12 protein-coding genes are annotated in these 12,198 nt (G+C 60.2%); 6 read left to right on the top strand and 6 right to left on the bottom strand.

The features are described 5' to 3' along the window. Window positions 1-17 precede the first annotated feature (17 nt). Both pyrE and IEY47_RS17000 read left to right on the top strand, forming a co-directional pair. Entirely contained in the window at window positions 18-659 is a 642-nt protein-coding gene (gene pyrE, locus IEY47_RS17005; protein WP_188984844.1) for an orotate phosphoribosyltransferase, read from the top strand. Between the two features lie 13 nt (window positions 660-672). After that, window positions 673-1,269 carry a DUF4124 domain-containing protein gene (locus tag IEY47_RS17000; protein ID WP_188984842.1) on the top strand — a complete coding sequence of 199 codons (597 nt, stop codon included), beginning with the start codon at window positions 673-675 and terminating at the stop codon, window positions 1,267-1,269. A 99-nt stretch (window positions 1,270-1,368) separates the two neighbouring features. Here the strand turns inward: IEY47_RS17000 and argB are convergent, their stop codons facing one another. The 4 genes from argB to coaBC all read right to left on the bottom strand — a co-directional run bounded on the left by argB (window position 1,369) and on the right by coaBC (window position 6,682). Continuing rightward, on the bottom strand, window positions 1,369-2,277 hold the full coding sequence (argB, locus tag IEY47_RS16995; protein ID WP_188984840.1) for an acetylglutamate kinase: 909 nt from the start codon (window positions 2,275-2,277) through the stop codon (window positions 1,369-1,371). A gap of 106 nt (window positions 2,278-2,383) precedes the next feature. Continuing rightward, window positions 2,384-3,775, bottom strand: coding sequence for a phosphomannomutase/phosphoglucomutase (gene algC, locus IEY47_RS20445; RefSeq protein ID WP_195826196.1), 1,392 nt, complete (start codon window positions 3,773-3,775; stop codon window positions 2,384-2,386). Between the two features lie 1,234 nt (window positions 3,776-5,009). Next, the gene (dut, locus tag IEY47_RS16985) at window positions 5,010-5,465 is read right to left on the bottom strand and encodes a dUTP diphosphatase (RefSeq protein WP_188984836.1); all 456 of its coding nucleotides are present in this window, start codon (window positions 5,463-5,465) and stop codon (window positions 5,010-5,012) included. A gap of 2 nt (window positions 5,466-5,467) precedes the next feature. Beyond that, on the bottom strand, window positions 5,468-6,682 hold the full coding sequence (gene coaBC, locus IEY47_RS16980; RefSeq protein WP_188984834.1) for a bifunctional phosphopantothenoylcysteine decarboxylase/phosphopantothenate--cysteine ligase CoaBC: 1,215 nt from the start codon (window positions 6,680-6,682) through the stop codon (window positions 5,468-5,470). Between the two features lie 140 nt (window positions 6,683-6,822). Here coaBC and radC point away from each other — a divergent pair, with 140 nt between their 5' ends. Beyond that, entirely contained in the window at window positions 6,823-7,497 is a 675-nt protein-coding gene (radC, locus tag IEY47_RS16975; protein WP_188984832.1) for a RadC family protein, read from the top strand. Between the two features lie 167 nt (window positions 7,498-7,664). Here the strand turns inward: radC and IEY47_RS16970 are convergent, their stop codons facing one another. Further along, window positions 7,665-9,242 (bottom strand): ABC transporter substrate-binding protein, encoded by a 1,578-nt coding sequence (locus IEY47_RS16970; RefSeq protein WP_188984830.1) that lies wholly within the window; start codon window positions 9,240-9,242, stop codon window positions 7,665-7,667. Window positions 9,243-9,695: 453 nt separating this feature from the next. Here IEY47_RS16970 and rpmB point away from each other — a divergent pair, with 453 nt between their 5' ends. Together rpmB and rpmG are read left to right on the top strand one after the other, a co-directional pair. Next, a complete protein-coding gene (gene rpmB / locus IEY47_RS16965; RefSeq protein WP_188984828.1) occupies window positions 9,696-9,932 on the top strand; it encodes a 50S ribosomal protein L28 in 237 nt (78 codons plus the stop codon). Window positions 9,933-9,944: 12 nt separating this feature from the next. After that, window positions 9,945-10,100 (top strand): 50S ribosomal protein L33, encoded by a 156-nt coding sequence (gene rpmG / locus IEY47_RS16960; protein WP_003284185.1) that lies wholly within the window; start codon window positions 9,945-9,947, stop codon window positions 10,098-10,100. 43 nt (window positions 10,101-10,143) lie between these two features. On the opposite strand, the gene IEY47_RS16955 is transcribed toward rpmG, so the two are convergent. Beyond that, window positions 10,144-10,494 (bottom strand): cupin domain-containing protein, encoded by a 351-nt coding sequence (locus IEY47_RS16955; RefSeq protein WP_188984826.1) that lies wholly within the window; start codon window positions 10,492-10,494, stop codon window positions 10,144-10,146. A 191-nt stretch (window positions 10,495-10,685) separates the two neighbouring features. Here IEY47_RS16955 and IEY47_RS16950 point away from each other — a divergent pair, with 191 nt between their 5' ends. After that, a complete protein-coding gene (locus IEY47_RS16950; RefSeq protein ID WP_188984824.1) occupies window positions 10,686-12,179 on the top strand; it encodes an aldehyde dehydrogenase in 1,494 nt (497 codons plus the stop codon). Window positions 12,180-12,198: the final 19 nt, after the last annotated feature.

Below are 12,198 nucleotides of genomic sequence, written 5' to 3'. Positions count from 1 at the left end.
CACCCGAGAGTTTTTTCATGCAGGACTACCAGCGCGACTTCCTTCGTTTTGCTATCGATCGCGGTGTGCTGCGGTTCGGTGAGTTCACCCTCAAGTCGGGACGCGTCAGCCCGTACTTTTTCAATGCCGGCCTTTTCAACAGCGGTCTTGCGCTGGCGAAACTCGGTCAGTTCTACGCATCTGCGATCGTCGACAGCGGCGTATCGTTCGACGTGTTGTTCGGCCCGGCTTACAAAGGCATTCCCCTGGCTTCTGCCACGGCGGTTGCGCTGGCAGAGCAGCATGGTCGCGACGTGCCCTGGGCCTTCAATCGCAAAGAAGCCAAAACCCACGGAGAAGGCGGTTCGCTCGTAGGCGCGCCGGTTCAGGGCAATGTGCTGATCGTGGACGATGTGATTACTGCAGGAACTGCTATACGTGAAGTCATGCAGATTCTCGAACAACAACAGGCGCGAGCGGCTGGCGTGCTTATTGCTTTGAACCGTCAGGAGAGGGGGAAGGGTGAGCTGTCCGCGATCCAGGAAGTCGAGCGTGATTTTGGTCTATCCGTGATCAGCATCGTTTCGCTGGATCAGGTGCTCGAGTTCTTAGCCAATGACGCGAGCTTGCGCGCCCACCTACCTGCAGTCGAGGCCTATCGCCAACAATACGGTGTCTGAAAAGGACCGCAGCATGATGCATTTGCGTCTGACGGGTTGTCTGCTTGCCATCGGAGTCCTGCTTCCAGGCCTGGCCTGTGCCGATCTCTATCGTTACGTGGATGATCGCGGCGTGACTGTCTTGACCCGTCAGGGCGTGCCACCGGAGTTTGTCGGTAAAGGGTTCGAGGTCATCAACGAGCAGGGCCGCGTGTTGAGAGTCGTACCGCCTGCGCCTACCGCAGAAGAGCGTAAGCAGCGCGAGGCTCGCGCGTTGCAGACGCAGGCCGACCGCCAGCTCATGCGCCTCTATGCGAACGTAAAGGATGTCGACCGTGCTCGTGACCGTAAGCTGGCCGAGCTGGATAGCCTGATCGGTGTCGCGAACAGCAACCTGCAATCGATCCGGATTCAGCAAGGCAATGTGCTGTCGCAAGCCGCTGAACTTGAACGAAGCGGGCAGGTGGTGCCGGATCAGATCCTTGCCCAAATCAGCGATTTAAAGGATGAGCAGGCGCGTCTGGGCAAGGATATAGATCGGTACCAGAAAGCTCGTGAGCAAGCGCAACGCAGCTTCGCCGCTGATCGAGTGCGTGTCCAAACCCTGGTGGGTGGTGACGACAAACCCTGACGCGCGAACGGGCGCCTAGCACGTCGTAACGCTCTTCAAATCCCAGCCATCTTGATGTGATCGCCCGAGGGGGCGGTTACCGCCGCCCCGTCATGCGGATCAAACGCGCTTGGTGCGGTTTGTGATCAGTGTACCCACACCCACGTCCGTGAAGATTTCCAGCAACACGGCATTAGGCACGCGCCCATCGATGATGTGTGCGCTGTTCACGCCGCCCTGGACCGCTTCAAGTGCGCAGCGGATCTTTGGCAGCATGCCGCCATAGATCGTACCGTCAGCAATCAGGCTGTTAACCTGCTCCGTGGAAAGGCCCGTCATTACCTGACCTTGTTTGTCCATCAGGCCGGCGATATTCGTCAGCAGCATCAGCTTCTCGGCCTGGAGTGCCTCGGCCACTTTGCCCGCAACGAGGTCGGCGTTGATGTTGTAGGACTCGCCATCCGGGCCCACGCCGATCGGCGCGATGACGGGGATAAAGTTGCCGCGTACCAGCATGTTCAGTAGCTCGACGTTCACGCTCGTCACTTCGCCTACATGACCGATGTCGATTATCTCGGGTTTGGTCATTTCGGGCGTCTGGCGGGATACGGTGAGCTTGCGCGCGCGGATCAGGTCGGCGTCTTTCCCGGTCAGGCCGATGGCGCTACCGCCGTGGCGGTTGATCAGGTTGACGATGTCCTTATTGACTTGGCCGCCAAGGACCATCTCGACGACGTCCATGGTCTGCGCATCGGTGACGCGCATGCCGTCGATGAAATGACTTTCGATGCTCAGGCGCTTCAACAGATCGCCGATTTGCGGACCGCCGCCATGCACGACGACGGGATTGATGCCAACAGCCTTCATCAGCACCATGTCACGGGCGAAGCCCGCCTTGAGCTCTTCGCTCTCCATGGCGTTGCCGCCGTACTTGACGACCAAGGTCTTGCCGACGAAGCGGCGAATGTAGGGCAGCGCCTCCGACAATACGAGGGCAACCTGGGAAGCGGCGTCACGGCTAAGGGTCATGCGGGGCTCCATCTGGAAAGACGGCGGGCCGGAAAGCTGAGATCAGCCGCCGGCCCGCGATCGAAATGTGACATGCCCGGCAGTGCCGGGCACGGCCGTCGCTGGATCAGAACGGAATGTTCAGGTCAGGTGCGACAGTATAAAGCTGCTTGCGGAAGACGTCCTTGATTCGCTCGAGTTCGGCTTCGGTTTCTGCTTCGAAGCGCAGTACCAGTACCGGCGTGGTGTTCGACGCACGAACCAGCCCCCAACCCTTCGGATAATCGACACGCACGCCATCGATCGTCACCAGGTTCGCATCGCCCCATTGCGCGTCGCGCTCGAGGGCTTCGATGATGCTGAACTTGCTCTCTTCCGTGACCTTGATGTTGATCTCCGGTGTAGCGACATCGTTTGGATAGGTGGAGAACACCTCTTCTGCGCTACCACTTTCCTGGCTGAGAATTTCCAGCAGGCGTGCGGCGCTATAGATGCCGTCATCGAAGCCGTACCAGCGCTCCTTGAAGAATACATGGCCACTCATTTCGCCAGCCAGAAGCGCACCGGTTTCCTTCATCTTCTTCTTGATCAGCGAATGTCCGGTCTTGTACATGACCGGACGGCCACCGTAGCCGCTGATGAGGGCGGTCAGACGGCGAGAGCATTTCACGTCATAGATGATGTCTGAGCCCGGGTTGCGGGATACCACGTCCTTGGCAAAAAGCATCAACAGACGGTCTGGATAGATGATGGTGCCTTTGTTGGTCACCACGCCCACGCGGTCGCCGTCGCCGTCGAAAGCCAAGCCCAGATCGGCGCCGGTTTCTTTGACTTTTGCGATCAGGTCTTCCAGGTTTTCAGGTTTGCCGGGATCTGGGTGGTGGTTCGGGAAGTTGCCGTCCACGTCACAGAACAGCGGGACGACTTCACAGCCCAGCGCCTCGATCAGTTGCGGGGCGATCACACCTGCAACGCCATTACCGCAATCGACGACCACCTTGAGCTTCTTCGCCAGGACGATATCGCCACGGATCTGCTCGAAGTAGCGCTGCAGCACATCGACTTGCTCGACGCTGCCGGCGCCGCTGGCAAGGTTGCCGGTTTCGATGCGCTCGCGCAGGACCTGGATCTGCTCGTTGGCGAGGGTGTCGCCCGCAATGACGATCTTGAAACCGTTGTAGTCCGGTGGATTGTGGCTGCCGGTCAACATTACACCGGACTTACCGGCGAGGATGTTGGCTGCGTAATAGAGCACGGGGGTTGGAACCATGCCGACGTCGCTGACCGTACAGCCAGTATCGGCGATGCCTTGGATGAGGCCCTGTACCAGTTCCGGACCAGAGAGTCGTCCGTCACGGCCTACCGATACGTTCGGTTCGTTCTTGGCAAGGCTTTCGGAGCCGATGGCGCGGCCGATCCAGTAGGCGGTCTCGGCGGTCAGGCTTTCGCCGACTACGCCGCGGATGTCGTACGCACGGAAGATACTGGCTGGCAAGGCGGGTGCTTGAACGGTGCTCATTGCGGGGTCTCGCTCCTGAGTATCGAGGCCAAGCATATCCTGGTCCTCTTCGAGAAAATCCATGTCGAGGAAATCGACGTCCAAGGGGTCGACGTCCCCAACACGCTGGCTTTGGCGCGGCACCGACATGTGGGTCGATTCCGGCTGCTGCTGCGGGTTCTGGGCGGGCGTTTCCGGATCCGCTTCAGGCGGTTTCTGAAGCGTGATACGCGATAGGCCTGCCAGGTTCTGTGCCACCGTATCCAGCGCCGGCAGGCTCAGACCCGGCCGTTTGATGGTCCTTCCGGCAGAGAGTTCCAGCACGGCCCGATCAAGAAGCTCGGCATCGACTTCGACCCTTCGTGCATAGGCGCGCAGGGACAGTTTTAGCCCTAATAGGGCGCCACCCAAGGCAAGCAAGCCGGCAATCGCGAGCCAAGTCGGATTGATGGCAGGCGCAAGGCCCGGCGCGGGACTGAATGTCAGTTGCCAGTTCGGATTGCCGGTAGCGAGTTCCATGGTTTCGCTTTCATCCAACGCTCCCGCGCTCAACAGCGTTTGGGTCGGCGCATTGGCGAAGCGTTGATCGAGACGGATACCGCCGACGCCTGCGGGCAGCGGGGGAAGACCCCGTAAAAGCGTACGTGCGTCGGTTACACGCAGCAGGGTGCCGAGAATCGGAGCCTCGGCGTTGGCGCGGACGGCGGCGGCGCTGTAGATGAGCCAGCGGTCCCCTACGCGATAGGCTTCGGCGGTGGGCTGAGCGCCATTTTCCGCGCGGCGGACCAGGTCTAACGCGGCATAGTTGATGGGCGCCGTTAGGTTGTCGTCGATTGTCGCGGCGCCTTTTGGAAACAGGCGTACGGCGACCATGCCAGGCTGGCGCGAAAGGTCCTGTTCCAGACGGGCGATTTCTTCCCCGACACCCTCGCGAGCGATCGCTACGGTGTCATCGGCCTGCGCCATGCTTTGCAGGTCGCCGCGCGCAATTGCCAGCGCCTGGCGTAGCGCGCCTGCCTGGCCCTCGGCCCAGGCAGTGGCGACGGCCTGACGCTGCGCTTCGCGCGCAGGCGCGATCTCGAATGACCAGAGAACAGCAGCGGCGGCGAGCACGCCGAGCAGGGCCGCAACGCTGCCTAGACCTAGGGGATTGCTAGGACTGGCAGCGTTCTGCCCATTGGCCGAAGCAGGCTTATCCTTTGCTTTGCGCTTAGATGGATACACGGCGTTCCCTCGATCCGGTGCAGGTGTGCGTTCAGCGGGTTCCCGAGTGGCCGAAACCGCCGGCACCGCGCTGACTTTCGTCGAACTGCTCGACGATCTCGAAATTAGCCTGCACGACGGGGACCAGCATCAACTGAGCGATGCGCTCGCCAACCGTAATCGTGAACGAGGTCACGCCGCGGTTCCAGCAAGACACCATGAGTTCGCCCTGGTAGTCGGAGTCGATCAAGCCGACGAGATTGCCAAGCACGATCCCATGTTTGTGCCCAAGGCCCGAACGCGGCAGCACCAGGGCCGCCAGGGAGGGATCCGCGATATGAATCGAGAGGCCCGTGGGAATCAGGAGGGTCTGTCCTGGCTCGAGGGTGGCGTCCTGTTCGAGCATGGCGCGCAAGTCGAGACCCGCGGATCCAGGTGTCGCGTAGGACGGCAGCGGGAAGTCGCGGCCAAGTCGAGGGTCGAGAATCTTCGCTTGAAGGCTGTGCATGTTCAGTCCTGGTGTCGTGTCAGGCGTTCGCGGATGAAGTCGATGAGCTGGCGGGCGATCTTCGCTTTGCTGGTCTGCGGGAAGCGCGTCTCATGCAATTCGCGGTCAATCACGCTGCAGGCATTGTCTTCACTATTGAAGCCGATGTTAGGGTTGGCGACATCGTTGGCCACGATCAAATCGAGGTTTTTGCTCTGCAATTTGCGCGCGGCATATTCGATGAGGTTTTCCGTTTCTGCGGCGAAGCCCACGCTGAAGGGGCGGTCTGGCCGTTGCGCCAGCGTCGCGAGAATGTCGGGGTTGCGCACCAGCTGCAGGAGCAAACCGTCGCCGCTGGTGGGGTCCTTCTTGAGCTTGTGCGGTGCGATCACTTCCGGGCGGTAGTCCGCAACGGCGGCCGATGCGATCAGCACGTCGCAGGGCATGGACGCTTCGCAGGCGGCGAGCATGTCGCGCGCGCTGACGACATCGATGCGGTTGACACGATCGGGCGTAGGCAGATGCACCGGCCCGGTCACCAGGGTGACTTGGGCGCCGGCTTCGGCTGCCGCCTCGGCAAGCGCGAAGCCCATCTTCCCGGAGCTGTGATTGGTGATGTAGCGGACGGGGTCGATGTTTTCCTGGGTTGGGCCCGCGGTAATGAGCATGCGTACGCCGTCGAGGGCGCGACTTTCGAAGCAGTCAGCAGCGCGTTGCGCTAGCTCCTCCGCTTCGAGCATTCGGCCCATGCCGACATCGCCGCAGGCCTGGCTGCCGGCCGCAGGCCCGAACAAGCGGATTCCGCGTTTTTGCAGGGCGATTGCATTGGCTTGCGTCGCGGCGTCGCCCCACATGGCTTGGTTCATCGCTGGCGCGACAGCGACGGGTGCATCGGTTGCAAGCACCAGGGTCGTCAGCAGGTCATCGGCGACCCCTTGCACCAGTCGCGCCATGAGGTCGGCGGTCGCGGGCGCGATCAATACGAGGTCGGCCCAGCGCGCCAGCTCAATGTGACCCATTGCCGCTTCAGCGGCCGGATCCAGCAAATCGAGGTGAACCGGGTTGCCGGAAAGGGCCTGCAGGGTCAGTGGCGTGATGAATTCACGCCCGCCCTTGGTCATCACTACGCGAACGTCCGCACCTTGGTCGCGAAGACGGCGGACGAGTTCGGCGCTTTTGTAGGCGGCAATGCCACCGCCAACACCCAGAATGACGCGTTTGCGATACAGCCGTTGCATAGGCCTGCCTTGTTGAATTGAGAGTCACGTCTCGCTACGGGCATGTTCGCCCAGGCGGGGCGCGCGAGTTGGCTAAGATAGCACAGCGCCTGTAGCGGATAGGCGCACGGCAGGTAGCCGGAGCGGACAAGGAGCGTCGCATGAGCATTCGAAATTGGCCGGCTGCGGAGCGGCCGAGGGAAAAGCTATTGGAGCAGGGTGCTGCGGTACTGACCGACGCAGAGCTCCTGGCAATTTTCCTGCGTACTGGCGTAGCAGGGTGCAGCGCCGTAGACCTGGCACGGCGGCTACTGAATGACTTTGGTAGCCTGCGCACGCTGCTCGAAGCTGACCTAGAGCATTTCAGCCGGCATCTCGGGTTAGGGCCGGCCAAGTTCGCGCAGCTACAAGCCGTTCTGGAAATGGGCAAGCGTCATCTGGCCGAGGGGCTGCGGCGCGATTCTGCGCTGGAGAGCCCGCAAGCGGTGCGCGATTACCTAAAGGCGCAGCTCCGGCACGAGCCGCACGAGGTGTTCGCCTGCCTGTTTCTCGATTCCAAACATCGGGTGCTGGCGTTCGAAGTGCTCTTTCGCGGCACGATCGACAGTGCATCGGTGTACCCGCGCCAGGTCGTCAAACGCGCGTTGAACCACAACGCCGCCGCGCTCATTCTCACCCACAATCATCCTTCGGGCGTTTCAGAGCCTAGCCAATCCGATCGCGTGTTGACTCATCGTTTGAAGGAGGCGTTGGGATTGATCGACGTGCGCGTGCTGGATCATTTCATCGTCGGCGACGGCGAGCCGTTGTCGATGGCGGAGTTGGGTTGGATGTGAGGTTGTGCGTTTGGCTGTCTAAGGCGCAGACGCGTCCTCTCTGTGCTGTCCGCTGGTATGGAAAGCCCGCGGAAGTGAGGGAGAGAGCAGTTCAGTAGGACGGGTGCAACCCGCGTGTGGCTACATCAAAAGCCGCGGGTGGTACCCGCCCTACGGCAGCAGTGCGTTTAAGATCCGACCTTCACTTTCGAGAAATCCACTCGACCGAATGGGCTGGTCGTGTAGCCCTTCACGTTGTCACGCAACAGCGTCGCGGCGGTGGGGTGGGCAAGCGGCAACCACAGCGCCTGCTGGTGAATGATGCGCTGCGCCTTCTCGTACAGCGCTGAGCGTTTCTCCTGGTTGCCCTGTTGCTTGCCTTCGGTAATGAGTTTGTCCAACGCTTCATCACAATAACGGGCGAAATTTAGGCCCGACTGCACCGACGCACACGCAAATTGTGGGGTCAGGAAGTTGTCAGGGTCGCCGTTATCGCCGGCCCAGCCCATGAACAACAGGTCGTGTTCGCCGACTTTGGCGCGGCGGATTAACTCGCCCCATTCGATCACGCGGATTTCGGCTTGCACGCCGATCTTCGCTAGATCTGCCTGCAGCATTTGTGCGCCGAGGTTGGGGTTCGGATTGAGTACGCTTCCCGTGGGGCGGGTCCAGATCGTGGTCTTGAAGCCGTCCGCTAGACCGGCTTTCTCGAGCAATTCCTTGGCCTTGCCCACATCGTGGGTGTAGCTCGGCAAGCTCTTCTCGTAGCTCCAGGTGTTCGGCGGGTAGATGCCTTCCGCCGGACTCGCGCTGCCCTCGAACACGGCCTTGAGGTAGTTCTTGCGGTCGAACGCGTAGTTGATGGCCTGACGGACTTCCGGCTTATCCAGGGGCGGATGACTGGTGTTTATCCCGACGAACGCGGTCATGAAGGCGGGCGTTTCCGAAACGGCCAACTTGCCATCATCGCGCGCCTCGGCAACGTCCTGCGGCTTGGGCGAAAGCGCTACCTGGCACTCGTCTCGACGCAACTTTTGCAAGCGCACGCTCGTATCAGGCGTGATCGCGAACAGCAGTGGATCGACGGTGGGCTTTCCTCCGAAATAATCGGCATTGGCGGTGTAACGGATAACCGCGTCCTTCTGGTAGCGGCGGAACACGAACGGTCCCGTGCCGATGGGTTGGGCGTTGAGCTTTTCAGGCGTTCCGGCTGCCATCAGTTGATCCGCGTATTCCTTCGAGTAGATGGACGCGAAACCCATGCTCAGTGTGGCGAGGAATGTGGCATCGGGATGCGTGAGCGTAATGCTCACGGTCGAGGGATCGACCGCTTCGACCTTTTTTACCAGCGCCGGCCACTGCATCGACTGGGCGTGGGGGTAGCCGCTCGAGGCGGTCTTGTACCAGGGGTGGTCCTTGTTCAGCATCCGCTCGAAGCTGAAGATCACGTCGTCAGCATCGAGCGCGCGAGTGGGTTTGAAATAATCGGTGCTATGAAAAGCAACGTTTTCGCGCAGGTGGAAGCGGTAGGTCAGCCCGTCATCAGAGACCTCCCAGCGATCAGCTAGGCTCGGCACCAGGGACTGCTTCGTCGCGTCGTAATCCACCAGGCGGTTCATCAGCACATCGGCCGATGCATTGGTCGTGGTCAGCGCGTTGTATTGCACGACGTCGAAGCCGTCGGGACTGGCCTCGGTGCAGACCGTCAGGGCAGCAGCTTGGCTATAAAGTGGGGCAAGCAAAAGAGCGAGAGCGGCAATGCGCATGACGAGACTCCGGCAAATGGAAACCGACCCATCCGATGATTGGGTGAGGCCATGCAAGGTGCGGTGAGAGCACCTCGAAGCGTCTACCCTAGACCATGCCGCGTAGCGCCACAACGTTGCGTGCCGACGAGCGGCTACTCCCGTTCAAGGGCGGATCCCTTGGCGCACGCGGCATCTACGCCCATTCCTCGATTTATCCATATATTGTCGCGCGTGGACCTTTCTGCTATAAAGGCGCGCTCTTTTCTGGGGCCAGCTATCCGGGCCGCTCAGGCTGCATCGCGTACGGGTCGTTGGAAGACGTGTCGAGCGATGGCCTAGCCAAGGTGTGAATCACGCCAAGAGCCGGACGCCATGGCCGTTTCGCGGTCTGATCCCCGGCAAGATAAACGTTCAAGAGTCATAGCAGCCAACCCATGCCGGGTTGGGCATGTGGTAACAGAGGGCTGAGGCATGTCGAGAGTCTGTCAAGTTACCGGTAAGGGTCCGGTAACCGGGAATAATATTTCCCACGCAAACAACAAAACCCGTCGTCGTTTCCTGCCGAACCTGCAGCATCACCGTTTCTGGGTTGAAGCTGAAAAGCGTTTCGTGCGTCTGCGTGTATCCGCCAAGGGCATGCGCATCATTGACAAGCGTGGCATCGAGGTCGTTTTGGCCGAAATGCGTGCCCGCGGCGAAAAGTTCTAAGGAGAGGCAAACATGCGTGATTTGATCCGTTTGGTGTCCAGCGCCGGTACCGGCCACTTCTACACCACCGACAAGAACAAGCGCACCACCCCTGACAAGATCGAAATCAAGAAATTTGATCCTGTGGTTCGTAAGCACGTGATCTACAAGGAAGCCAAGATCAAGTAATTGATCTGGCTTCTCGGAAAAGCCCGCCAATTGGCGGGCTTTTTCATGCTTGTTCGAAAACTACGTACACCTTCCGGCACGGCTCAAGCACTTCCCAAGTGCCCGTGAATCCCGCGGGTATCACGAACCGATCGCCCTTGCGTACGGTCTTTGATTCACCAGCCTCGTCACGCAGCCGCGAAGCGCCTTCTAGAATTTCGCAGTATTCGTGCTCGGTGTAATTCACCTTCCACTGGCCCACTGCGCCTTCCCATATTCCCGCGCTGAACTGTCCACACGGACTGGAATAGTGATTGTGGATGGTCTGATCCGGAGCCCCGGAAAGGATCTTTTCGGGCGCTGGGCGGAAGGATTCTGCGATGGATTGGATTTGATTGAAGTCGACGATATTCATCAGAGATGACCACACAGTAGGACGTGGCAGAAAGTCTATGTTTGAGAAAATGCACAATACAATTCTCCATAGGCCGCTTTCGTAAAAAATATTGAAAATGCGTAGACCGCTCTTTAGGGTGGCTCGCACGATTCATCTTTAACCTGTCGATCAGCATGCCCCTTGCGGCGTTGCTTTGGAGGACTTTTCCGATGACCGATCTCACCCTTGCCCAATGGCAGCAGCGTGCCGAGTCCCTGAAGATCGAAAGCCGAGCGTTCATCGACGGCAAGTACTGCGAAGCCGTCTGCTCGCAGCGTTTTGAGTGCATCAGTCCAGTTGATGGCCGTGTATTGGCACACGTCTCTAGCTGTGACAGCGCGGACGCAGACCTTGCCGTGGCTGCCGCCCGTCGGGTCTTCGAAGCGGGCGACTGGTCGCGCAAGGCACCGGCGCAACGTAAGAAAGTCCTGATCCGCTTTTCCGAATTGCTCCTGGAGCACCGTGAAGAGCTCGCCCTGCTCGAAACCCTCGACATGGGCAAGCCGATCAGTGATTCGCTCAATATCGATGTCGCCGGTTCCGCCAATGCTATCCGCTGGAGCGCCGAGGCGATCGACAAGGTGTACGACGAAGTCGCGCCGACGCCGCATGATCAGCTTGGGTTGGTCACGCGCGAAGCGGTCGGTGTGGTTGCTGCGATCGTTCCCTGGAATTTCCCGCTGATGATGGCGAGCTGGAAGTTGGGCCCGGCATTGGCAACCGGCAATTCCATCGTCCTCAAGCCTTCCGAGAAGTCCCCACTGACCGCGATTCGCGTGGCGCAGCTGGCGCTGGACGCTGGGCTACCTGCCGGCGTCCTCAATGTCGTGCCTGGCTATGGCCATACCATCGGTAAGGCGCTTGGTTTGCACATGGATGTCGATACGGTCGTATTCACCGGTTCGACACGTACCGCGAAGCAATTGATGATCTACGCGGGCGAGTCGAACATGAAGCGTGTTTGGCTGGAAGCGGGCGGCAAGAGCCCGAACATCGTCTTTGCCGATGCGCCGGATCTCAAGGCCGCCGCAGAGGCGGCCGCGAGTGCCATCGCCTTCAACCAGGGCGAAGTGTGTACCGCGGGTTCGCGCCTGCTCGTCGAGGGATCCATCAAGAACACATTCCTGCCAATGGTGGTCGATGCCCTGAAAGGCTGGACAGCAGGCAATCCGCTGGATCCTGCGACCAACGTCGGCGCGCTGGTCGACACGCAGCAGATGAGCACGGTGCTCTCGTATATCGAGTCGGGCCAGTCGGGCGGTGCCAAGCTGGTAACCGGAGGCAAGCGCGTTCTGGAAGAGTCCGGCGGTACCTACGTCGAGCCGACGATCTTCGACGGCGTAACCAACGCGATGAAGATCGCCCAGGAAGAAATTTTCGGGCCCGTGCTGTCGGTTATCACATTCGCCGATGCCGAGGAAGCGGTGCGCATCGCCAACGACACGCAATATGGCCTTGCGGCTGCGGTCTGGACGCGGGATATCTCGAAGGCGCATCTCACCGCCAAAGCGTTGCGCGCCGGCAGCGTGTGGGTGAATCAGTACGATGGCGGCGACATGACCGCGCCATTCGGAGGATTCAAGCAGTCGGGTAATGGTCGCGACAAGTCGATCCATGCGTTCGATAAGTACACGGAATTGAAGGCGACCTGGATCAAGCTTTGACCCTTGTTCTGCTCTAACG

Origin of the sequence: Pseudomonas matsuisoli (assembly GCF_014647635.1) — a bacterium.
GTDB lineage: Bacteria > Pseudomonadota > Gammaproteobacteria > Pseudomonadales > Pseudomonadaceae > Pseudomonas_P > Pseudomonas_P matsuisoli.
This window is presented reverse-complemented; position numbering and strand designations above follow the sequence as displayed.

Coding starts and splice junctions, on each gene's coding strand:
- pyrE (WP_188984844.1), top strand. CDS start 18: ATGCAGGACTACCAGCGCGACTTCCTTCGTTTTGCTATCGATCGCGGT.
- IEY47_RS17000 (WP_188984842.1), top strand. CDS start 673: ATGATGCATTTGCGTCTGACGGGTTGTCTGCTTGCCATCGGAGTCCTG.
- argB (WP_188984840.1), bottom strand. CDS start 2,277: ATGACCCTTAGCCGTGACGCCGCTTCCCAGGTTGCCCTCGTATTGTCG.
- algC (WP_195826196.1), bottom strand. CDS start 3,775: ATGAGCACCGTTCAAGCACCCGCCTTGCCAGCCAGTATCTTCCGTGCG.
- dut (WP_188984836.1), bottom strand. CDS start 5,465: ATGCACAGCCTTCAAGCGAAGATTCTCGACCCTCGACTTGGCCGCGAC.
- coaBC (WP_188984834.1), bottom strand. CDS start 6,682: ATGCAACGGCTGTATCGCAAACGCGTCATTCTGGGTGTTGGCGGTGGC.
- radC (WP_188984832.1), top strand. CDS start 6,823: ATGAGCATTCGAAATTGGCCGGCTGCGGAGCGGCCGAGGGAAAAGCTA.
- IEY47_RS16970 (WP_188984830.1), bottom strand. CDS start 9,242: ATGCGCATTGCCGCTCTCGCTCTTTTGCTTGCCCCACTTTATAGCCAA.
- rpmB (WP_188984828.1), top strand. CDS start 9,696: ATGTCGAGAGTCTGTCAAGTTACCGGTAAGGGTCCGGTAACCGGGAAT.
- rpmG (WP_003284185.1), top strand. CDS start 9,945: ATGCGTGATTTGATCCGTTTGGTGTCCAGCGCCGGTACCGGCCACTTC.
- IEY47_RS16955 (WP_188984826.1), bottom strand. CDS start 10,494: ATGAATATCGTCGACTTCAATCAAATCCAATCCATCGCAGAATCCTTC.
- IEY47_RS16950 (WP_188984824.1), top strand. CDS start 10,686: ATGACCGATCTCACCCTTGCCCAATGGCAGCAGCGTGCCGAGTCCCTG.